Source organism: Methanosalsum natronophilum (genome assembly GCF_024808815.1).
Lineage (GTDB): Archaea > Halobacteriota > Methanosarcinia > Methanosarcinales > Methanosarcinaceae > Methanosalsum > Methanosalsum natronophilum.
The window spans coordinates 1-23,237 of record NZ_JANUCS010000001.1; the positions used below are offsets into that span (position 1 = coordinate 1).

Here is a 23,237-nt window from a genome sequence, read left to right on the forward strand (position 1 = left end):
TAACCTGACTTCCAAATTCTGCTAATTTTAGCTTGCGTTTGTAATATTCTTGTTTGATTACTTTCCTGGAACCACAAACAGGACAGTAAGGATGATGGAGATCAAAATGATTGTCTGCATGCATAACAAGCTCCTTCTCATTGTGAATATTCCTATTTTCAGTTGAAGACAATTGGGATATGATAGCATCTTCAAAGCTTGTAATACCTGAAAAACAGTCGCTTAGTTTAAGCTGAATTGAGCTAATATGAGATTTGAAAGTGGATATGATATGATTTTTCACAAAACCATATTCACTTTAATAATATATATTTATTGTTATTAATTAGCTCAGGCTTTGCAACCCCAAAGTTTTTGACAGCCCCGTTCTTTTTTTAGAGTCATGTATTCTTGGGGACTTAGCTCAAGAAGATCAAGGACACCGTCTCTCAAAAAACATGGTTTAGATATCTTACAGCACCAAAGAAGACTTCCAAAGCATGTACTATCTCCATACTCTAGCATAGTCCCTTTTCCAAATTCTTTTTTGATTTCAACAAAGTCTTGGGGAGCTAAACCCAATTTTTTTAGCTTATATAGAAGTGCACATGGTTTTACCGGTACACAACAAAAAGTGAGACTTCTTAAGTCTCCTTTACCAGAGCAAAGATGCTTGGGAGAATTATACCAACCTAACTCTTCTTGAAATTGTGTTATATCGTCAACTAATTCTGAGATAAGTGAAGGATTTTCAGCTACTCCTCTTGCAACGGATATAAAATCACAACCACGTGAAAGCATTTCTTTTGCTGTGTTGAAATCGGTGATTGAATTATTTCCAATGATGGTTAAGTCCGTTATGTCACGTATTTTTTTAAGAGCATCAAGGTCACTTCCCTCATCTGGAATCATTGCATCTACATGAATGATGTCTACACCAGCATTTTCTACTGCTTTCACAAAATTAATATCATCAATGATATTTACTCTAAATTTTATTGATAAAACTACCCCAGTTTCTTTTATTTTTTTAATCCAATAAGTAAGTTTTTTTATATCAGATAATAGCGCTTCGCCTGCACCAACATCAACAATTTCTTTTTGTCTACAATGAGCATCTAGTTCTAGCACAATTTTTTTAGAATAGAATACAGAAGCAATATCTAAAATAGGATCCAATGTAGTGCTACGAAGGTTTACACCAATAGCATTTCCTGTTTTTATGTTACTTATTTCACTCAATATCTCATCAAGTGGTGAATCTAAGATGAACTCTTCCCTTCCCCTGTTGATGATTTTTTTAGAAGCATCTTTAGTTTTTTGATCTATACTATATCCACCTAGAAATGCTAGACCAGCTTTATTTGCATGTTGGTTTATGAAATTACTATCATTAATTCCACCCATTGCAGATAACACCACAGGATTTTTGAACTTAATATCACCTATTTCTAAATCGAATGATTGATTGCCCACGTTTGTTCCTCTTTATCAATTTTCAAATTAAAGTTTGTTTTTTGCAATATCCTAAATTGGCCATTTTTTCAAAGTACTTAAAAGTAACTTTTTTTTATATACATAATCACTAATTCATTCAAGATATATATGTATTGAACAAAAATATTTAAATAATGATAATTTAGTAACATGACAAATGATGAGAGAGAATGGACGGCTACCGGGTTGTTTAACCTGAGGAAAGTCTCCCCACCACAAATCACGAGCGCCTGTAAAGGGTGCCGGGCGAGAGCTCGGGCAGTTAATTATTAATTAACTCATGTGAGATTACTCACATGATGGCACAGAAACGGAACCAATGTATGTTTATGCTATGATGCAAATAGCTGAGGTCGCATATTATTGGATGGAACGGCGAATCCTCGTGGGTGCAAGTCAAAGAACTAAAAACAGTTCTACTATAAATGACGCTTAGCTGAATGCCGTCTTTGCTATGTTCAAAGAACTGCCTTGTAAATATAATAAACAGGGCCAATGCAATAACAGAAGGGAGCTTATTATTCTCACTCATCTAAAAATTGTAATGTTTTTTTCACATTTACATAATCTACCTGAGTAGCATAACACCCATCATTCATTAGTGGAATTCCATATGTTACAATGCCCTTATTTTTAAGAGACATCATCACTTTATTTAGTTCATAATAACAAGCTATTAATAATGCAGCATCAGCAGATTCTTTTTTAACAATATGTCTTATATAAGAAGAACCTGCAACAATATATAGTTTATAGTTATATTTTTTAGCATCTTTTTTTAAGTTATCAAACATGCATCTACCACATTCTTCGCACATTATACCAAATTGTGTAGAATGTGCTGGACAGTTAAGAGACCTCATACAATGAGGGGCTAAGATTAAACGATTTTTTGTATTTTTAAATCGTGAAAAATTGGCCATATTCTTTAAAGAAACCATCCACATATCGAGTTTAGTTACATCATGAAATCTATCAAAAATAGACTTTATTGGGAGATAAAAAAAATCTAATATATTAGCAAAAAAACTTGCAAGTGATACATGTCTATTAACACTCATCTTGCTTGCGAACAAAGCTATAATGGATAAGCTAACAGATAATACAATAATCACAAAAAGAATTAAACCAATTAAGCTATACATCACACATCTCCATTTTGGTAACCACTTCTTCAATGTCCACAGTAGTCATGTAACATCCATCTTTCAATAGAAAAACCCCTTGGACAGGTATGTGCTTTGATACTGATTGCATCGATTCCGTAAGCTCCTGAAAACAAGCTACACCAATACATGAATTTGGTTTATAACTACGCATGATTTTCTTTACAAAACTATCGCCTGGTATAACAAAAACCTTGAAATTATATTTTCTAGCTTCTTGGCACAATAGACCAATATCACACTTACCACATTCTTTGCACTGGTAACCTACAATTGGATCACACCTTGCCTGACAAGAAGAATGCCTCATACATTGGGGCAAAATTAAGACTTTTTTATCACATATTTTTTTGAACTTATCTATCATTACCGCGTTTCTTACTTCAACAAGTATTTCATCAACAAGTGTATCTTTAATTGAAAATACATGGCATATCCATTTTGCAGGTGAATAAAACAGATAAAGAACAAATAAAATTAAATTAGGAAATATCATTGTATTTCTTTTAAAACTATATAATCCAATAAGTAAAGTAAAACCAGTAATTGAAAAAATAGCTATTGCCAGATATACAAATAATCTACCAAACAGCTCATATGAAAAAACCATGAATTATAAACAATACCTTTAATTTTAAATTTAACTATAAATTGACTAAAAAAATAGAGAAGTGGTGGGCAAGAGTGTAATTCTCATGCCTCATTATTTTGTTCTTCTGTCTCTTCTTGGGGTTCTTCTGGATCGGGTTCAACACTTAAGTCAAGAGCCCTAGCTGAAAGAATAACTACATCTTCGACTTCTAAATCGCTTGCATTTAATTCATCCCTTCCATCTGAAAGGTTTCTTTTGCAGAATGGACATGCACTTGAAAGAATGTCCGCATTCACTTCCAGAGCATCTTTGACACGTGCAGTTCCTACACTAAGTGCAAGATCAGGCAAGCCCGCTTTAACACCACCGCCAGCACCACAGCATCTTTGTTTGTCTTTAACTTCGTTCATTTCTACAAGTTCAATCCCTGGTATATCAGATAGTACTTTTCTAGGAGCTTCAAATACTCCTATATGCCTACCAAGGTGACAAGGGTCATGGTATGTCACTTTCTTATCAATAGATTTTTCCCAATTAATTTTACCTTCATCTATAAGTTCGGCCAAGAATTCAGTCATATGTAGAACTTCAAATGGAAGTTCTTCACCAAGCTGACGGGGCCAATCAATTGTTGCTGCACGGAAACATCCAGAACAGGCCATTACAACTCTCTTTGCGCCCTTTTCTACAATTGCATCAACATTATGGCGAGCTAATTTTTTTGGATTGTCATCTATATGAGCTTGACCCGTCCTAATCAATGCAGATCCACAGCACCATTCATCTTCACCTAACATAGTAAATTTAATTCCAAGTTTGTTTAGAATGCGAGCTGTGCCAATTGCAACTGCAAGTTGATTATATCCTGCAGTACATCCTGTATAATAAACAATTTCTGCTTTATCTTCAATCTCTACATCTTTTGGAACCCAATCTAACCTTGCCTCTTGATCTTTCATGTAAGGATTTTTGTATTCACCAATCAGTTTTGGGAAAAGGCCTTGTTTACCAACAGGACCATTACCTCTTTTTACTAAATTTGCACGAAGAGATTCCCAAAGTTCAACAAGGTTCATGCCAGATTCACAATTGGTTGCGCATCTGCCGCATGTAGTGCAATGATATAGATCATCATTAAACTGCTGGAGTTCTTCATCTGTAAACTCCTTAGGTCCAAATAATTGTGCTCTAAATCCAAATGATCGGTCTATGTATTCTTTCCATCTCCTAACCTTAAATCGTGGAGATATTCCAGGCTCATAGCCAGATCCTTCATAAGTTGGGCACCATTCGTCACATTGACCACATCTTGTACATGCATCGAGTTCCATTAGTTGTACTGCTGTTAAATTTTGGGTGTTAACTGAGGGTTGTTCTTTAGTCATTATTATTCGCCCCCTTTGTTTGCTATGAGCGCAAGAGGTGTTGCTATCACATGTATATATTTACTAAATGGAATATATGCAATACAGAATAGCAATGAAATTACTGAATGGAACAGTGCAACTATAGGTGCATAGAAAGGATCAATTCCAAGACCCCATACTTGGTCTATTCTAATTCCATTTGCAACAAAACCAGTAACTATGATTAAAGTTAGACCTGCTAATAAGATAGTATCATAAGCAATTGTAGCTTCTCTAATTTTTGGTATGAAAATCCTTCTGAAAATCGCTATTAAGACACCAACAGTTAAAAGTATACTAAACCAATGGAAAGCCCATTGTGCACTCTCTCTAAATGCCATTGGGTCTACATTGATACCTGCTAAGTGCATTAATTCAACTACAAACATCGCAACTGAGAGTAGGAAAAGTGTCATCCACCCAACAAAAATAGCCATATGCATAAACCACCTTATAGGGTGTTTGCGCCAAATTCTTCTTTGTAGTAAAATATCTAATATAATTACCTTCCATAATGGTTGTGCATGGGGTGCGTGTGATGCTTGACCAAGTTGAATAATAAACGTTTTAATAAATGCTAGTACATTGCCATTTGATGGTTCCAGTCCATAGCCTTCTGAGCCATAGCTCCATTTTTTGAGATTTAGATACATCCCATAAAGAAATATCAAAATAGCTATTGTAGATAGCACCATCATCTGTCCAAATGTTATCTTCCATTCAGGTGTGAACCCTGAGAAATATTCCATGTAAACGATTCCTCCTATTGTTTATACACAGTGTTTTATGACAATTATCAAATACTTATGTAAGCTGTTTTTTAGTTGAATACTACTCAAATATATTGTCTTAGTCATCTTATTAGAGTAGTTTTTGACGATTTAGATCATATAAGTTTATAATAACATACCAGTAAGTTTGGAATTAAATTAGTTACCTTTCACCTTAGAAACCTGTACTAGTAACATAAAGATATTGAACCATAATTAGAGCTAACTATGGTTAATTTGGATAGTGGACGAATCTATTGTATATAAATATTTTCATTGCTAGTAGTTCAATTCTAACACGTGAAAATATTTACAATATTGAAACTGTTAATGAAATAAAAAAATAATAGAAGATTATAACCCAACTTCTTCCTTAAACTTATCCATACCAATGCTTTCTACATATTCTCCAAGTCTTTTACGTTTTGCATTCTCTTTGTAGAAAGAAATTATTCTTTCAATGGTTGACATGGCTTCTTCTTCAGATAAATCTTTAGCTACAATCTCACCTATTCGTGGCTTTATTCCTGCACTACCACCAATAAAAAGATTATATCCTTTGGATGTACCCAAGAGTCCAATGTCCTTAACAGCTGGTTCTGAACAAGAATTTACGCAGCCTGCTACTCCTATCTTAAGTTTACCTGGTAGTTCCATTCCATGGTAGATTTCATCAAGTTTCAAGCCAAGACCTACTGCATCCTGCTTGCCTCTTTTACAAAATGTTGTACCTGGACAGATTTTTATGCTCCTTATACAAATACCTATGGCTGCTCCTGGTTTCATCCCCAAATCGTTCCAAATATTGTCAAGGTCTTCTTCTTTTACCCCTACTATAGCTATTCTTTGGGCAGAGGTTACTTTTATAGCAGCTGCATCATATTTATCAGCAACATCGGCCAGTTTTCTTAAAAGTTCTGAAGAAGCAATTCCACCGGGTATGTGGGGCGCAATTGCATATGTTTCTTTGTCCCTTTGTAAAATAGCACCTTTTTCAAGTATATCTGAACTCATTTTTATTACTCCATTTAGAAGATAGAATCACGTAATTCTATCTGTATACACTTTAGTAATTGCATAGCTCTACTATAAAGAATCTTTCTATAAACAAAGGTTTCACCCGTTTTTCTTAAAATGTTTTCATTAGTAGAAAAATATAATTATTTAGTATGGGATAAGAGTAGTAATCATGAAAATCTATATAGACGAAAATAAGTGTAATGGTTGTGGTGCTTGCAGAAGAGCTTGTCCAAAAGGGCCACGTATATACTCTATAGAAGATGTTAATAACAAACAGGTTGCTGTTGTAAAAGATCCGAGTTATTGTTTGGGATGTAAGATGTGTACAACTGTATGTAAACCAAATGCAATCACACTTATAGAATGAAATGAGCTATTAGTAAATTATTTTACAAACGTTGTTGATATGTCCATTAAAATTAAAGTCGTACTTGTAGAACCTTTATATGAAGGTAATGTAGGTTCAGTTGCCAGGGCCATGAAAAATTTTGGTTTAAAAGATTTAGTTCTAGTAAATCCCTGTAAACTTGAAGGTGCTGCAAAAGCAATGGCGTCGCATGCTAAAGATATATTAAATAAAGCTACTATCTATGAAACTTTAAATGATGCTCTTAGCGATGATTCTAGTATTGTAGTTGCGACTACTGGAATTAAAACTGCTAAAAAAGATGAACATCTAAGATTTCCAGCTTTGAGTCCAAAAGAACTAAAGTATAAAATTAATGGTTTTTGCAAAAATAGTTCTCAGATCACTCTAATGTTTGGGAGAGAAAATATCGGATTTACTAATGATGAATTAAAACTTTGTGATCTTTTAGTTACTATACCAACCTCGCAAGAATATCCTATTATGAACTTATCACATGCAGCAAGCATTTTGTTTTATGAATTAAGTGATACGGATATTGGTAATTTTGTTCCAGCCGATAAATTTGATAAAGATTTGTTAATTGATCATATAGTTATGCTTCTTACATCTATAAATTATCCCGAGCATAAATTTGATAAAACATGTTTAATGATACGGAGAATTATTGGAAGAGCTAACTTAACATCTCGAGAAGTGCAAACTCTTAGAGGTATAATTAGGAACATACAAAGAAAAATGAGACTATTATAGCATAAACAATAATTGCTGATACATTATTAAAAGGTACAACAAATGACAGAAAATAAATGGATAGATAAGTTTAAAATATTTTTTCGCAGATATTATTGGGATGATATACTAGAACTCGCAAATGAATACCCTGATAGAAAAAATGTGGTTGTAGACTTTTCTGACTTAGACAACTTTGATAGAAAGCTGGGTGATTATCTATTATATGAACCTGATGAAGTTTTACCTTCCGCAAATAACGCACTGAAAGAATTATTGGAACTGCAAATAGAAAAAGAAGTAAGTGATCTATATGTTAGGTTTATTCACATCCCTACTAAAATTCCTAACAGGGAACTTAGAAGTAAGCACCTCTTAAAATTGCTTGCTATTGAAGGTATGATTAGAAAAGCAACCGAGGTAAGACCCAAAATAACCAATGCTGCTTTTTATTGCATGCGATGTGAGCATGTCACAATGCTTCCTCAGTCAGGTCCAAAATTTACGGAACCCCATGAATGTGAAAACGATACATGTGGTAAAAGAGGACCTTTTAAGATACTTGTTGAAAAATCTACTTTTGTCGATGCTCAAAAATTGCAGATACAAGAATCACCGGAAAACCTAAAAGGTGGGACTCAACCACAAAGTCTTGACGTTGATGTCGAGAATGATCTTGCTGGTATCGCTAAGCCTGGCGATAGGATTATCATTAACGGTATTTTAAGGTCACACCAAAGAACATTACGCGATGGGAAATCTCCATTTTATGACTTGGTACTACATGCTAACTCAATAGAATATGTTGACAAAGAGTTTGATGAGCTTGAAATTACACCTGAAGATGAAGATAAAATCTTAGAACTTAGTCGAAATCCAAATATTTACAGTTTAGTTACAAAATCAATAGCACCTTCAATATATGGATACGAAGAGATAAAAGAAGCTTTGGCGATGCAACTTTTCTCTGGGGTTGCAAAGTACTTACCAGACGGTTCAAGGGTAAGAGGTGATATTCACATTCTATTTGTTGGTGATCCCGGTATTGCTAAAAGCCAACTGTTGAGATATATGGTTAAGCTTGCACCCCGGGGAGTTTTTGCTTCAGGTAAAAGTGCATCATCAAGTGGTTTAACAGCAGCTGCTGTAAGAGATGAAATGGGTGATGGAAGATGGACCTTAGAAGCAGGTGCACTCGTTATGGCAGATATGGGGGTAGCCGCGGTTGATGAGATGGATAAAATGAGGTCTGAAGATAAGAGTGCTTTGCATGAAGCTATGGAACAACAAACAATATCTGTAGCCAAAGCGGGAATTATTGCAACACTTCGATCAAGATGTGCACTTCTTGGGGCTGCTAATCCTAAATATGGAAGATTTGATCGATATGAGGGGATTGCACAACAGATAAATATGCCACCTGCCTTAATGTCTCGATTTGATTTGATTTTTGTAATGTTAGATACACCAAATGAAGAGATGGATAACAGGATTGCAAAGCATATACTAAAATCTCATTTTGCAGGAGAAATGTCGGAACAGAAAAGAAAATTAGCTGGATCCTTAATAACTGATTCAGATGTTCATACACAGATGGAACCCATTTTGCCACCAATTGATCCAGAACTTATGAGAAAGTATGTAGCATATTCTAGAAAAAAAATTTTCCCAATTATGGACGAAAATGCCAGGCAGCATTTGATTGATTTTTATCTTGACCTTAGAAAAATGGGAGAAACGAAAGATGCACCTGTTCCAGTAACTGCAAGGCAATTAGAAGCACTTGTTAGATTGGCAGAGGCGAGTGCAAGGTTAAGATTAAGCAATACTGTTAGCTTAGAAGATGCTAAAAGAACCACTACAACTGTTTTTTCATGTTTAAAGCAAGTAGGCGTTGATCCAGACACAGGTACTTTTGATGTAGATTTTATAGAATCTGGAACAACTAAAAGTCAAAGAGATAAAATAAAAGTTGTGAAAGAAATAATTCGAAAGGTTGGTGAACGTCATGCTGGAGGCAATGCTCCACTTCATGAGATATATGAAGAAGCCGAACTTGAAGAAATTGATAGAGAACATGTAGAAGATCTTATTAATAAAATGAGTCGTCAAGGTGATCTTTTAAAACCTAAGAAAGACCATGTAAGAATAGTATAATAAGTATAGCATCATGAAAAGGGTAAGTATAAATGTACTTAAAAATCCATAGATCTGAAAGAGAAATTTTAGTTGCTGTGTGTGACAAAGAAATACTAGGAGCTAAACTAGTTGATGGTAGTTTTGCTGTAAAATTAAATGAAGAGTTTTACAAGGGAGACTTAGTGGATGAAAATGTAGTTATTGATGCATTAAAATCCGCAACAACTGCTAATATATTTGGGGAAAAAGCAATCAATTGTGCGATTAAGTGTAAGGTTATTAACCAAAATAACATAATTGAGATTGATGGAGTACCACATGCTCAGTTATTTAGAGTTTGAATCAATATAATTTTTATTTGCACATATAGAATAAGGGTGAATGAATGAACAATGCTAGTACAGATAATTCTGAAATTGAAATACTAACTACCAATAAACTATTGGAGGGAGTAATAAAAAAACATGAAAAGCTTTTGGAAAACTATAAACAAGAGTTTGAGGAACTTGACAATAGGTTGAAATCGTTGAAAGATAATTATTACTCCCAAAAGAAAGAAAAGGATAGAATAATAGAAAGATGCGATGTTTTAAAAGAAAAAAGACAGCAACTTTACCATCAAGCAGAACAAGCTCTATGGGATTTTATTCATAAGTCTGATCAAGTGGATAGAAAAGTTCAAGATGATTTGATGGCATCTTTCAAGAAAGTAAGAAAAACAAAAAATATTGCTGATGAAAAGGAAGCAATTGACAATTTAAATAGTTATTTAAATGAGATTAACTCCAAAGATAAATCATTAAGTAAAATAATTTCATTGATTCAAGTAAAAGTTAATGAAGCTAGAATAGCAAGTGAAGAGTTTTTTTCCATTGATGGAACTGATATCAAGATACTAGAAGATATTCATAAAACTGATAAGATAATCAATGAGATAGGGCCTCGACATGAGTGGTTAGAGAAAAGAATAAAAAGTCATGAAGAAGCTCTTAATTACTGGAGTAATCAATACAATGCAGAAAAAACAGATGTGGTGGTTTGATGGATAATACTTCACCGCTCTCAGAGAAAGAACTAAAAAATAAAGTCAATGAGCTGAGAACACAATTAAATCATAACGAAAGAGCTTTGAAATCAGCTTTTAACGATTTAAGAATGCATCGCACAAATGTTGATGAAATTAAACAAAAAAGGGATGATCTTAACGCACGAGTTAAACAAAAAGTAGCTGAAGCCAAGAAACTAAAAGAAGAAAGAGATCGCATAAATAAAGAAATTGCACAAATTAAAGAAGAAAGAGATCGTTTGAAAAGTGAAAATGATAATAAAATTGAAACTATTTCTAAATTAAAAAGTAAAAGAAATGGCTTAAACCAAGAATCTAAAGGTAGTGTAGATTCCTTATCTAAAGCCTATAAAGATGAACTTGATGTCTTTCTAAAAGAAGATATACCTTTAAACCATGAAATAAATTTATTTGCAAGGCTTAAAGATTTAGGATACAGGTTGAAAACTGCTTCTAATGCAGATGACGTTCATGAACAGATTATCGAAAGTTATGTGTCGTCCAAAGATATATACGAGCAAAGCAATGATTTAAGCACAAAAATAAAATCTTTGGCTGAGAAATCCCAACTTTATCATGAGCAAATGATTGCTCAATTTAAAGAAGTTGATGAATTAAGGAAAGAAGCTGATACATATCATGCTCAAATAAAAGAGATATATGCTACAACTGATCCAATAAGAGCAAAGATTGATCCTCTTAAAGAATCTATAAATAAGCTGAGAGCGGAACTTGATGTTTACCTAGAAAAACTAAATGAAATACAAGCTGAAAAAGATAAAAAGAAAATGGAAGACAAGCATATCCAGGCAAAAGAAAAATTAGAGAATACAGGTAAAATGAGTTTAGAAGATTTGAAGGTTCTTATGGAAAAAGGTGATTTAGAGCTTTAAAGTTAAACAAACTTTTTACATAGGCTCTAGCACCAACTTATTGTCTTCCTCAGAAATTTAACTCAAGTTAGTCAAATAAATGATTTATTTCCTGCTCTTGAAGTTATTTACTAAAAGGAACCACATTAATATAAGCGAAAATACAAATATGGTACCATTTACACCTGATTCTGGAATAGTATCATTATCATGATTAACGTTGTCATTATTCATGTTTGAATTATATTGATCATTATTCACTTCTGGAGGGGGGAGTGTTGGATCTTGATATTGATATACTGGATTGAAAGTAACAAGTTCACCATCTGGGCCTATATGTATTCCATCCACTGTTATATTAAATATTTTTTCAGAATTTTTCTTATAAATCAGCGAATCACCTTCAGAAAGAATATCTTCTTCAACAAGTTCACCGTTTTGAGTTAATTGAAGCCAAATATTTTGTTGTTCTAGGTTGACATAAGTAACTTTTAATTCATAACCTTGATAAAACCTAGTCCATGTTTCTCCAGTTTCAAGAAAGAAACTTGATTCAACAGGTAATTCTATCTGAACAGAGTTGTTATCATCAAAACTGTTTGGACTTGTAGATACTACAAATGGTTGCAAAAAAATGATTGTTAAAGTTATAATAAATATAAATATTAGATTTTTATTTTCTTTGTTTAGTCTCATAATTACATCTTCCTGCAATCACTTCTTGTGTCCCAGAGTCTTTTGTTTGCACAACAAGAGAGCCTCTTTCAGTAATATTTATAGCTTTTCCTACAATAGACATATTTGGTGCACTAATTGATACTTCTTTGCCAATAGTATCTGAAAGTTCAGTCCACTCTTGAAGAATTGACTGAAAGGGTTGGGACTTAAACTTAATGTAGTATTGGTCAAGATTGTTCAGAAGGACTCGGAATAAATCTATTTTCTTTATTGGGTAACCAAGTTCTTTTTTTAGAGTTGTGCTATTTTTTCTTAGCTCCTCATCTCCAAGATCCTGTATATCATTGTTTACATTTATGCCAATACCAACCACTACAAATTCTAGCTGATCCAGTTCTGCACCAATTTCTGTTAGAATTCCACATACTTTTTTTCCATTAATTAAAATGTCATTTGGCCATTTTATAGAAGCATCTAAACCAAAACTTCTTATAGTCCTTGCAACTGCTATACCTGATATAAGAGTAATTCGAGATGAATTTACTATCGATGTCCTTGGCTTTAATATAACTGAAAGCCACATTCCACCTAAGTCAGAGTACCAAACTTTCCCCATTCTCCCTCGACCCTTCTTTTGAGTTTCAGAGACTATAACTGTACCTTCCTTTTCAATATTAGCAATTTTTTTAGCAACATCATTAGTCGAATTAGTCTCCTTATAGTATAATATTTTTTTACCAAGTATTTCAGTTTCAAGCTCAGATAATAAGTTTTCCGCATAGAGATTGTCTGGTGTATACTCTAAAGAATAGCCAAGTTTGGGCTTAGAGGATATAGGATATCCTTGTTTCTGTAATAATTTAATATGTTTCCAGACCATTGTCCTAGAAATCTTAAGGACTGTACCTATATACTCTCCAGATACAGCATCCTCCTCAGCTTTTTTGAGGATTTTAAGTATACTTGTTTTTTGATCTTCCAAAATATCCCCACATAATTTTATTTTATATGTGAATTATTATATTGCTTTGAACAATATGTATACATTATAATTATTAATATTTTAATCTAAAATAATTATTTAAAACGTTTTAAAGAACCAATTATTCTATAACAGTCCATATAAAGTAACTCTCTTTATAATCATTATATGATAGTGATATTAGAAAAAACATTCAGCAAAACTCTAAGAACAAACTTACTTATTTGATATTTATACATTTTCATAGTTGTTAATAAAAAAGTTGATATCGCTATCTTGTTGGCGATAGCTATAGTATAGAATAATAAAGTAATTAGCTGAATATTTCTATTGACAGCCTAGATTGAACCAATTTTTTAAAACCAAATAAGCCTAATAAGATTATTTAGGCTTACGACGATCTAGTTCTTGGGTAGATTCCATGTAGGATTTTACTGCAGCTGCCACTGCTGCTACTTTTGGATTATAGTCGTCAAGTGCAGAAGCTAAAGTTCGGCTTGCCTTTGAATCCGCATCTACAATCTTTTTTACTTCTTCAAGTATATTGTTATCTTCTATAAAGTGAGTTGTCAAGTTACCTTCTTTGAATTCTGAATTTGAAAGAACAGCTCTATGAAATGGAAGATTTGTAGTGACACCTACTACCACATATTCATAAAGTGCACGTTTCATTCGATTTATTGCTTCGTCCCTATCACGTCCCCATACAGAAAGTTTTGAAATCATAGAATCATAGTAAGGCGATATTGTGTATCCAACATGAACTCCACTATCCACCCTCACACCAGGTCCACCGGCTGACCTATATCTTCGGATTTTTCCTGGTGAAGGAGCAAAATCATTCAATGGATCTTCTGCATTAATTCTGCATTCAATTGCACAGCCGTTTATTTTAATATCATCTTGCTTATATGGTAATTCTTCACCGTATGCTATTTTTAATTGGTCTTTAGCGAGGTCTATACCAGTTATTAGTTCAGTTATTGGGTGTTCTACCTGCAATCTTGTATTAACTTCCAAGAAATAAAAATCACCTTTCGAGTATAAAAACTCAACAGTTCCTGCATTTTCATAGTTAATTGTTTTTGCAGCTTTAACAGCTGCTTCACCCATAGTTTCCCTGAATTCTGGTGTCATTACTGGAGAAGGAGCTTCTTCGATCAATTTTTGATGTCTTCGTTGAATAGAACACTCTCTATCAGATACATATATAGTATTCCCATATTTGTCAGCTAAAATTTGAAACTCAATATGTCTTGGTTCCGGGAGATATTTCTCAATGAAAACCGTTGGATCACCAAAGGTAGATTTAGCTACTGATTGTATTGAACGAACAGATGCTGCAAACTTTTCTTTTGAATGCACCACTTTCATCCCAATACCACCACCCCCTGCAGAAGCTTTTATCATTACAGGATAGCCAATCGAATCAGCTATTTCCATAGCTTCATCTACATTATCTATAGGTTCACCGGTACCAGGAACGACTGGAACACCAGCTTTTTCCATAATCTCACGTGCAGAAATTTTGCTTCCCATTTTCCTAATTGCTTCGCTTGGAGGGCCTATGAATGTAATACCCGCTTTGTCACAAGCATCCGCAAAATTAGCATTCTCTGAGAGAAAACCATAGCCTGGATGTATGGCATCTACACCGCTTTTCTCAGCAACATCAAGGATTTTATCTATATTCAAATAGCTTTTACTTGCAGGTGGCTCACCTATAGCATAAGCTTCATCTGCATATTTTGTAAATAGAGCATTGCTATCAGCATCGGAATAAACACCTACCGTAGAGATACCAAGTTCTTTACAAGCACGCATAACTCTAATAGCAATTTCTCCTCTGTTCGCAACAAGAACTTTATCAAACATAAAGAATCACACCAGCCATTTATTCAATTAACATTAGTATATCGCCTGTGCTAACAGAATCGCCATTTGACACATATATTTCTTTAACTGTGCCACTCTGTGATGCACTTACTGAATTTTCCATTTTCATTGCTTCAATAACACATAAAGTGTCGCCAGCTTCTACTTGATCCCCTGTATCAACATCAACTGAGAGAACCACACCTTGCATATCACATTTAACACTACCTTTACTTTCTATAGGATTTTGTGGCTTATCTTTTTCACTGTTCTCTGAAATATTCAAAGTTCCTGATTTTGGTTCCACTTTTACGTTGAAAACGTCTCCTTCTACTTCAACTTTAAATTCAGTTGGATAACTGGTATTCTGAGAAATAATATCTTTACAATCGTTAGCCATTACAGGCGTAAGAACTTCTGGTTCAAGTTCACCTTTTAAAAACTTGGGTGCTACCGAAGGATAAAGAATATAAGTTAAAATATCTTCTTCTTTTTTAATTATACCCATTTCTTCAGCTTGAAGCTTCATTTTATCGTATTCTGGTGATAATAGGTCAGCCGGTCGAGATGTGATAGGAGTTTCTTCCCCAATAATCATAGCAACAAAATCTTGATCCATTGGTTTTGGGGGTCGCCCATAGAGACCTCTCACATAATCTTTAACTTCCTTTGGCACGACTTTGTATCTCTCTCCCATTAATACATTTAAAACAGCTTGAGTTCCCACTATTTGGCTAGTTGGGGTTACAAGTGGTGGATATCCAAGTTCAGCTCTTACACGTGGCATCTCTTCAAGGACTTCTTCATATTTGTCAAGTGCATTTTGTTCCTTTAATTGAGATACTAGATTTGATAGCATACCACCTGGAATTTGGTATAAGAGAACATTTGTATCAATTTGTTCAGATATTGGGTCAAGAATACATTGATATTTTGATTTCAGGTTTCTAAAATAGAGGGCTGCTTCGGTCATACATTTTAGATCCAGGCCTGTTTCATAAGGTGTACCTTGCAAACCCGCCACTATAGATTCAGAAGGGGGTTGGGAAGTTCCCCACGAAAGAGGAGATAAAGCCGTATCTAATATATCTACTCCTGCCTCACAAGCTGCCATATAGCTCATTGGAGCCATGCCAGATGTACAGTGTGAGTGGAGTGCAATTGGTAATGATATTTCATCTTTAAGCGATTGAATCAAACTTTTTGCATTATGTGGGGATATCAGTCCGGCCATATCTTTAATGCACAATGAATCACAACCCATATGTTCAAGTTCTTTTGCAAACTCAACATATTTTTCAGTGGTATGTACCGGGCTAATTGTATAAGATATAGCACCCTGGACATGTGCTCCTATATCAGTTGCTGTCTTAATTGAAGTTTGCATGTTTCTAACATCATTCACAGCATCAAATATCCTAAATATATCAATACCATTTTCAAAAGCTTTAGACACAAATTTTTCAACTACATCATCTGAGTAGTGTCTGTATCCTACAAGATTTTGGCCTCTTAGCAACATCTGTGCCTTAGTCTTTCTCATATGTTGCTTAATTTCTCTTAACCTAACCCACGGATCCTCATTAAGATACCTTATACATGTATCAAATGTTGCACCCCCCCACATCTCAAGTGAAAAATAGCCAGCCTCATCTAACTTGTCTATTACTGGAAGCATATCTTCTGTACGCATTCTAGTTGCTAGTAGAGATTGATGTGCATCTCGTAGAACAGTTTCTGTTATTTTAACTTTCATATTTTAACCTCTGGAAATGATATAGGTTTTTTAAATGTAAAAGTAAATTTACCTAGTTAAAAACTATAAATAAATTGTACCATATAGTACAGCTTAATTTATTAATATTATGGTTTCATTTATATATTAACTAATGAAACAAATAGTAGATAAAAAAATAAAAGTATAGAAAAAGGTGAAATATCATATTTTTGCAATAAATATGTACTACATAAAATCAATCTTCAGGATATAGTACATAGAGACATGCATTTTCACGCATTTCCATATAACCTTGTGTTTCAGAAACTCCGGCTTTTGACAAAAGTACTTTTTTCCAAGCTTCTGGAGGCATTGCAACATGCCCTGTATATGATTTTGCAGCTATTTGTGCATAATTTAATGGTTTACCCGCAATCTTTATTCTTTTTGCAACTTCTTGTCGATATGTTTGATGCATCATACATGCGCTAAATGCAGCTGATGGTTGTACAGTATTGTTATAGTGGTCAGTTGCTTCCCTGTGAACTTGGTTGAAGTTCCCTAGCCTTTTTATATATTCACGTATAGCATTTGAAAATGGACAAATCTCAGTTACAAAACCGTTTGGACTAATTTGCTTTATCCCTTCAAAAGAAGAGAAAACGGATTCGCCTGCAGATACTGCATTTGCAAAATCTTCCCAAGTTTCATATTCTTCTTCTGGGACTGCTTTTGCTAAAGACTCTGCCTGGCTAATCATATAATTAGTGAAACCTTCAACTCCTTGTTTATCAGCTATATCCTCAAAAAACAAGAATACTGAAACATCAATAAATGGGTTTGATTTTATATCTTCTGCCACAATAATCACCTTTACAACTCAATATCTCCATCTGAACTAGTTTTTCCTTTAATAACTAATGCATAAACACAAGAAGCACTTCTTAATATACTTTTGATATGTCTCTCGTCAACATTTATTTTTGAGAGATTTTCAGGTAGCATTTTCACTTCACCTAAACGCCCCTTATTTGCAAGTTGAAGACAATCAAGTTCTTGTTTTGCAACAGTTATATTATTGGATGCAACTTCTCTAAACTTTTGATGTGTTATGCAGTAGTTACATACAGATGAATCATGAACTCTTACATTAAAGCTATCTGAAACATCATTATCAGATTCTGGAAGTGGACCGATCTTTTGAATATAACGGTGCATAGTAGGGGCCATTGTACATACCTTCAAAGCATAAACATACCCTATTACATCACCATCGCGATCTGTTATAGCTAAATCAGTAAGTACATTAACGCTGCCTTCCATAGTAAGAGCTGTACGCCCTTCTTTCATAGCAACATTGAATGCAGGCCAACCCACATACGCTTCTTTCCCCATTCTTTCAGCATATGATTCACCGACGCGAAGCCAATATTCTACAACTCCTTCTGTACCTGCCTTGCCGACCATATCGTCAACAAGCGAGTATAATGCAATATCCATCATTTTTGTACGCTCCTATTCTAGCTATTTTTTCATGAACTATAAGTCATATAACTTGTTTAATTTTATTTGAACTTTTTTTGAATTAGGTTTAGCATTATTGCAGTTAGTTTTTAGTATACTTACCGATATATAATGATAGTTTACTCAAATAGCTTATTACTAATGTTACCAGATATTAGTACTTATTTATGCTATATCATTCTATTTTACTTTTTTATGATATTAATTTTTGATATATCAATGCAAAAATGCCGCTAAATTAAAACTATGTTCTATAAATATTAAGTTTGTTGTTTGAAAATATTTTTTCAAGCTCTGTAAAATCATATTTTCTCTAATAAATTAACCTAAACAACTCTACCATTTAATTAATCTGACAGAAACATTTTTTACTGTTATTAAATTAAAATATGCTGAATAAATCTAGTAAATAAAATAGCATGAGAGTGTCTAAAAATTTATACAGTTTCCTCATTTACTCTTATCATAGGCTAAAGCCCACAAAAGCTCACGGTTTTTTGGATATAGTTCTGTTGTCGTGAAATTATCTTCCTCAATGATTGATTTTGCTTCTGATATAGATTCTACTTTAACAAACTCGTCTTTTTTTCCATTAATTCGATATCTCAAAAATAAATTCCCATCCTTAGATTTTATTAGATCAGCAAAATCCATAGATTCATCATTTTTCTTCTTTTTTTCAAATGATTTGTGGCTTTTAGAATACCACATTGTAAAGATGGTATCATTTTCACTTAATGAAACGTTATCATCTTCTGGAGGGGTTGTATCATGAGGTTTATTTTCATCTCTCGATAAAGTACTTAATGAACCGTCAATAGGTTTTTCAGTTGATTTTTCTGAAACATTCTCTTTTTTTGGTTGGGTCTTATAAGAGTTTGTGTTTTTCATAGCATGAAATTTTTTAAACTCATCGACTATAGATTTTTTATTATTGTTTCTATTTGATGGATTTTCTTGAATAAATTGTATCCACCTATTGTTCATGTAATCACCATGTCGTGTTGAGATTATTAAATGAATCATTTAAGTATATACCCATAAACATTAGCTCATCAAGATTTGATCCAACGAATTTATGAGACTTTCTTTTGACTCATTGTTGAGAAATAAAAACATATCGGAATATAGGGTATTAAGTCCCGAAGAGCCTGACACTGACTCAACCATAAACATAGTTTCAAGCACTAAGGTATCATTATCTATTAAACCATCATCATTATCATTTGAAAATTCAATTAAATTTTCTAGGACATTAAATATAGTTCCAGAAACACTATATGGAGATGAATGTGTTACATTTATACCTAAAAATTGGGAAACAGCATTAAAATAAGAACCTATTAATATATTCGTTGTTTCATTAATTGATGATTCACTATATGTAAAATCTTCATCTTCAACATTATCTAAAACAACATCTCTCAGTAGAATAGCATTATTTACATCCATCAGCATTAATGAAAATCCATCAATATCTCCTTTTAGCCTAGATATAATTCCAACCATTGTTATTGATTCAGGAATCGAAGTGGCCATTTGCCTGATATCAAGAGTATATACATTAGCAAGGTTCAGTTTTACCCTTTTTCCAATCATGTTTGAAAGAGATGTGGTTGCATTTCCCATACCAATGGTAGCAATTTCTTTTATAGCATCAACATGAAAAGATTTTAGCTTTTGATTGTCTTGGATGTTCTCGTCCATAAAGTTATTCTCTCCCTATATCATATAATGATAGTTCCATAAAGTGCACTTTTAACTGTCAAATTACCAGTATTAGTATCAAGTTTGATCGTTCGCCCATAATTCTTGCCAGTATCCTGACCTTTTATTGGGATGTTTAATTTATATAATACTTCTTTAGTGGAACTAATGTTCCTTTCGCCTATTTTTAGGTTACCATTTTTTGAACTGAACATGCTGGCTCCACCTACAATCTTAGCCTCTAATCTCCTTTTAGATGCGCCCCTTTCAATAATATCATCTATTAATAGTGGTATTCCAGTATCTGCAAACTTAGCTAAATTTTCTTTAGACCTTGCTTGATCAACAGATGGGAGCATGATATGTAAAAGTCCACCCAATTTAGTTTTTGAATCATATAATGTAATTCCTACACATGACCCTAAGCCTAATGTTGTCAAGCTTATAGGTGATGTACCTATAGCATAATCTGCCATTCCAACGGTAATTATATTCATTAACTATTACATCCAACATTGTAACTACTTAAGTCAACTAACCATTCCATCAATTATATCCATAATGATTTTAAGTGAGGCCGTATCAACCAGTACTAAAATATTTCCTTCAACAATATCATTTTTTACTTTCATTTCTGTATCAAGAACAAGAGAGTGTTCAAAGTCCTTGCTCATTTCTATTAAAACGAGGTCTAATATAGCACCGGCCATGTCATAAGTTGCAGAAGGTGTATCTATTGAAATATTCATGTTAAGAAAATTTGAAAGAGAAGTTACATATGTGCCACCTAAGATATGTCCAATTTCTTCCATCATAGACATAATCATTTCATTCTTAGTCTCTTCATCGAAATTCGATAAAAGTTTTGAAGATATTGAGTTTACACTCTCAACTGGTAATAATATTGTCATATATCCATTCAAATCACCATATATTTGCATGACTATACCATAAACAACGGATTCTTCACCACCAATTACTTGTGGTATTTTTTCTATACGTTGCAATTGCAAAGATGGAACTTTTATTGCTACCTCATCACCAACTAACTTTGATAAAGAAGTTGCAGCATTCCCAAACCCAATATTTGCTATTTCGCATAGAGAATCATGTTGAAACTCAGTCAAATTGTTAGTTTTGTTCAATTTAAACCCTACCATTATAATTATTTCCGATATACTCTCTCTTTTAAATTAAAAGGGACAAATAAATCTTTAACATCGCCTACTAATGTTTCTGTTTTGCCTATTACTAAAAATCCTTCTTTAACCAAAGAAGAATGAAATTTGTGATAAAGTTTTTCTTGTAATTCCCTTTCAAAATAGATTGTCACATTTCTGCATAAAATTAAATCAAAATTTCCAACATTCCCCCCTGAAATCAAATCATGGTGTTTGAATTTAACTAGATTTTTAAGTTTATCTTTTACATGATATTTGTTATCTTGGAATGTAAAATAAGTTTCCAATGTATTAGAATCTATATTTCTAACTTCCATTGAAGTATATATCCCTTCTGTAGCTCTATTAAGGCTCTTATTATCGATATCAGTTCCCAAGATTTTTATATTATATCTATTAATTTTACTACCTAGTGCTTTATTCAAAAGGATTGCAACCGAATAGGCTTCTACCCCTATTGAAGAACCAGCGCTCCACACATTTACTGAGCTAACATTTTTCTTTTTGAGTATTTCGGGTAGGACTTTTTGTTCAATTAGTTCGTATGTTTCTTTATTTCGAAAAAATTCAGTTACATTTACTGTTAGTGTATCAATTAATTTTTCCAGTTCCTTGGGTTCATTTTTAAGAACTTTTACATATTGAGAATATTCTGTACAGTTATTAGCACGCAATCGGATGTCAATTCTCCTTTTAAAGTGAGATGGTTTATATTGATCACAGTTGAAACCTATTTTTTTATTGATTGTTTTTTTAAGTTCAATAAAATCAGAATCTTCATTTAAAGTTTTAATCTCTGTATTTCTATCCATTTCTACACCACTGAATTGTTCCGATTAAGTCATATTCTTGTAAAATTCAATCACTTCATATGGAATTTTGTCCAAAGGTATTACTTTTTCTGCAAGGTTGTTATCTACTATTACTTTTGGCATCCCATATACTACACATGTTTCTTTATGTTCAGCATAAGTTATACCACCCATTCTTTTAATTTCATTCACTCCGTCCAAGCCATCACTTCCCATTCCTGTAAGAACAAGAGAAAGTATGTTGGAACCATAAATAGGAGCTATTGATCTAAAAAGAACATTTACAGCTGGCCTAACTCCCTTCTCCTTTGGATTTTTATTAAGCCTAATCACACCTTCTAATTTCCCTTTTATTTTCTCTTCAATTACTTCCATATGGAAATCCCCAGGAGCAATTAAAACTAATCCTTCCTTTACAATATCGCCTTCTTCAGCCTCCTTAACTTTTAAATTAGAATGTAAATCCAGTCTTTTAGAGAATGATGCTGTAAAACTAGCGGGCATATGTTGTACAACTAAAACAGCTGCTGGGAAATTTTTTGGTAAGTTAGGTATGATTTTTTCAAGAGCCCGAGGACCACCAGTTGAAGACCCGATAGCTAAAATTTTTTTATTAATATGTGCTTTCTCGATAACTTGTACTTTTTTTTCAACTGGTATTCCTTTAACAACAGTTTTTTGTGAGTTTTGCTGGATATTCTTGCAGACATGTTCTTCCATGAAGTTTAACTTTTTAACATCAACACTGGCTGCAATCTTTACTTTTGAGCAAATTTCATTGGCCAAAGAAGATATGTCAAGACTTATACTTCCAGATGTTTTATGCACAAAATCAACTGCTCCGTATTCAAAGGCTGTTAGTGTTGTTTCTGCGCCTTTTTCGTCTAAAGAGCTTAGCATAACCACAGGTGTTGGACATTCGCTCATAATATATCCAAGTGCTTCCAGCCCATTCAAAACAGGCATTTCTATATCTAAAGTAACAACATCCGGTCGATACCTTTCAATTTTTTCGATAGCATCTTTCCCATTTCTTGCGGTGGCTATAACATCAATCTCAGAATCATTATCAAGTATATCTGATATCACTTTTCTCATAAATGCAGAATCATCAACAACAATGGCCTTTATTGTCATAATATCATTTTAAAATGA

General features: G+C 33.4%; 24 protein-coding genes, 1 other RNA gene and 1 pseudogene. 7 read left to right on the forward strand and 19 right to left on the reverse strand.

Annotated features, from left to right (window positions below; translation table 11 throughout):
- Positions 1-283, reverse strand: a pseudogene (locus J2T59_RS00005) (ISNCY-like element ISMbu2 family transposase); the annotation flags it as partial.
- A 47-nt stretch (positions 284-330) separates the two neighbouring features.
- Complete coding sequence (locus J2T59_RS00010) at positions 331-1,455, reverse strand: methanogenesis marker 9 domain-containing protein (RefSeq protein WP_259132927.1); 1,125 nt, start codon at positions 1,453-1,455, stop codon at positions 331-333.
- A 183-nt stretch (positions 1,456-1,638) separates the two neighbouring features.
- On the opposite strand from J2T59_RS00010, the gene rnpB reads away from it, so the two are divergent.
- Positions 1,639-2,006, forward strand: an RNA gene (gene rnpB, locus J2T59_RS00015) — RNase P RNA component.
- On the opposite strand, the gene J2T59_RS00020 is transcribed toward rnpB, so the two are convergent.
- The 5 genes from J2T59_RS00020 to J2T59_RS00040 all read right to left on the reverse strand — a co-directional run bounded on the left by J2T59_RS00020 (position 2,001) and on the right by J2T59_RS00040 (position 6,424).
- Positions 2,001-2,621: a DUF116 domain-containing protein gene (locus J2T59_RS00020; RefSeq protein WP_259132928.1), complete on the reverse strand. Its 621-nt coding sequence runs from the start codon at positions 2,619-2,621 to the stop codon at positions 2,001-2,003. The genes rnpB and J2T59_RS00020 overlap by 6 nt on opposite strands.
- Entirely contained in the window at positions 2,614-3,252 is a 639-nt protein-coding gene (locus tag J2T59_RS00025; RefSeq protein ID WP_259132929.1) for a DUF116 domain-containing protein, read from the reverse strand. The genes J2T59_RS00020 and J2T59_RS00025 overlap by 8 nt, the downstream gene beginning before the upstream one ends.
- 83 nt (positions 3,253-3,335) lie before the next feature.
- Positions 3,336-4,619, reverse strand: coding sequence for a (Fe-S)-binding protein (locus J2T59_RS00030; RefSeq protein WP_259132931.1), 1,284 nt, complete (start codon positions 4,617-4,619; stop codon positions 3,336-3,338).
- A gap of 2 nt (positions 4,620-4,621) precedes the next feature.
- Complete coding sequence (locus J2T59_RS00035; protein WP_259132933.1) at positions 4,622-5,389, reverse strand: disulfide reductase; 768 nt, start codon at positions 5,387-5,389, stop codon at positions 4,622-4,624.
- 375 nt (positions 5,390-5,764) lie between these two features.
- Positions 5,765-6,424, reverse strand: coding sequence for a ferredoxin-like domain-containing protein (locus tag J2T59_RS00040; protein ID WP_259132934.1), 660 nt, complete (start codon positions 6,422-6,424; stop codon positions 5,765-5,767).
- 175 nt (positions 6,425-6,599) lie between these two features.
- On the opposite strand from J2T59_RS00040, the gene J2T59_RS00045 reads away from it, so the two are divergent.
- The 6 genes from J2T59_RS00045 to J2T59_RS00070 are packed head-to-tail and all read left to right on the forward strand — an operon-like array spanning position 6,600 to position 11,627.
- Complete coding sequence (locus J2T59_RS00045; protein ID WP_259132935.1) at positions 6,600-6,797, forward strand: 4Fe-4S dicluster domain-containing protein; 198 nt, start codon at positions 6,600-6,602, stop codon at positions 6,795-6,797.
- 39 nt (positions 6,798-6,836) lie between these two features.
- Complete coding sequence (locus tag J2T59_RS00050; protein WP_259132936.1) at positions 6,837-7,550, forward strand: RNA methyltransferase; 714 nt, start codon at positions 6,837-6,839, stop codon at positions 7,548-7,550.
- Between the two features lie 42 nt (positions 7,551-7,592).
- Positions 7,593-9,686 (forward strand): minichromosome maintenance protein MCM, encoded by a 2,094-nt coding sequence (locus J2T59_RS00055; RefSeq protein ID WP_259132937.1) that lies wholly within the window; start codon positions 7,593-7,595, stop codon positions 9,684-9,686.
- Between the two features lie 32 nt (positions 9,687-9,718).
- On the forward strand, positions 9,719-10,009 hold the full coding sequence (locus J2T59_RS00060; RefSeq protein WP_259132938.1) for a DUF424 domain-containing protein: 291 nt from the start codon (positions 9,719-9,721) through the stop codon (positions 10,007-10,009).
- A gap of 44 nt (positions 10,010-10,053) precedes the next feature.
- Positions 10,054-10,710, forward strand: a complete 657-nt coding sequence (locus J2T59_RS00065; RefSeq protein WP_259132939.1) for a hypothetical protein — start codon at positions 10,054-10,056, stop codon at positions 10,708-10,710.
- Entirely contained in the window at positions 10,710-11,627 is a 918-nt protein-coding gene (locus J2T59_RS00070; RefSeq protein ID WP_259132940.1) for a coiled-coil protein, read from the forward strand. The genes J2T59_RS00065 and J2T59_RS00070 overlap by 1 nt, the downstream gene beginning before the upstream one ends.
- A gap of 84 nt (positions 11,628-11,711) precedes the next feature.
- Here the strand turns inward: J2T59_RS00070 and J2T59_RS00075 are convergent, their stop codons facing one another.
- The 12 genes from J2T59_RS00075 to J2T59_RS00130 all read right to left on the reverse strand — a co-directional run bounded on the left by J2T59_RS00075 (position 11,712) and on the right by J2T59_RS00130 (position 23,219).
- A complete protein-coding gene (locus J2T59_RS00075; RefSeq protein ID WP_259132941.1) occupies positions 11,712-12,236 on the reverse strand; it encodes an S-layer protein domain-containing protein in 525 nt (174 codons plus the stop codon).
- 43 nt (positions 12,237-12,279) lie between these two features.
- Positions 12,280-13,266, reverse strand: coding sequence for a biotin--[acetyl-CoA-carboxylase] ligase (locus tag J2T59_RS00080; protein ID WP_259132942.1), 987 nt, complete (start codon positions 13,264-13,266; stop codon positions 12,280-12,282).
- Positions 13,267-13,647: 381 nt separating this feature from the next.
- Positions 13,648-15,141 carry an acetyl-CoA carboxylase biotin carboxylase subunit gene (locus J2T59_RS00085; protein WP_259132943.1) on the reverse strand — a complete coding sequence of 498 codons (1,494 nt, stop codon included), beginning with the start codon at positions 15,139-15,141 and terminating at the stop codon, positions 13,648-13,650.
- 19 nt (positions 15,142-15,160) lie between these two features.
- Positions 15,161-16,897: a sodium-extruding oxaloacetate decarboxylase subunit alpha gene (gene oadA / locus J2T59_RS00090; RefSeq protein ID WP_259132944.1), complete on the reverse strand. Its 1,737-nt coding sequence runs from the start codon at positions 16,895-16,897 to the stop codon at positions 15,161-15,163.
- A 217-nt stretch (positions 16,898-17,114) separates the two neighbouring features.
- The gene (locus tag J2T59_RS00095) at positions 17,115-17,720 is read right to left on the reverse strand and encodes a hypothetical protein (RefSeq protein WP_259132945.1); all 606 of its coding nucleotides are present in this window, start codon (positions 17,718-17,720) and stop codon (positions 17,115-17,117) included.
- A gap of 11 nt (positions 17,721-17,731) precedes the next feature.
- The gene (locus tag J2T59_RS00100) at positions 17,732-18,361 is read right to left on the reverse strand and encodes a hypothetical protein (protein ID WP_259132946.1); all 630 of its coding nucleotides are present in this window, start codon (positions 18,359-18,361) and stop codon (positions 17,732-17,734) included.
- Positions 18,362-18,832: 471 nt separating this feature from the next.
- Positions 18,833-19,408 carry a hypothetical protein gene (locus tag J2T59_RS00105; protein WP_259132947.1) on the reverse strand — a complete coding sequence of 192 codons (576 nt, stop codon included), beginning with the start codon at positions 19,406-19,408 and terminating at the stop codon, positions 18,833-18,835.
- A gap of 21 nt (positions 19,409-19,429) precedes the next feature.
- Positions 19,430-20,089 (reverse strand): chemotaxis protein CheC, encoded by a 660-nt coding sequence (locus J2T59_RS00110; RefSeq protein WP_259132948.1) that lies wholly within the window; start codon positions 20,087-20,089, stop codon positions 19,430-19,432.
- Between the two features lie 20 nt (positions 20,090-20,109).
- Positions 20,110-20,586, reverse strand: coding sequence for a chemotaxis protein CheD (locus J2T59_RS00115; protein ID WP_259132949.1), 477 nt, complete (start codon positions 20,584-20,586; stop codon positions 20,110-20,112).
- Between the two features lie 33 nt (positions 20,587-20,619).
- The gene (locus tag J2T59_RS00120) at positions 20,620-21,234 is read right to left on the reverse strand and encodes a chemotaxis protein CheC (RefSeq protein WP_259132950.1); all 615 of its coding nucleotides are present in this window, start codon (positions 21,232-21,234) and stop codon (positions 20,620-20,622) included.
- Positions 21,235-21,254: 20 nt separating this feature from the next.
- Positions 21,255-22,082, reverse strand: coding sequence for a CheR family methyltransferase (locus tag J2T59_RS00125; RefSeq protein WP_259132952.1), 828 nt, complete (start codon positions 22,080-22,082; stop codon positions 21,255-21,257).
- 24 nt (positions 22,083-22,106) lie between these two features.
- Positions 22,107-23,219 (reverse strand): protein-glutamate methylesterase/protein-glutamine glutaminase, encoded by a 1,113-nt coding sequence (locus J2T59_RS00130; protein WP_259132954.1) that lies wholly within the window; start codon positions 23,217-23,219, stop codon positions 22,107-22,109.
- Positions 23,220-23,237 lie beyond the last annotated feature (18 nt).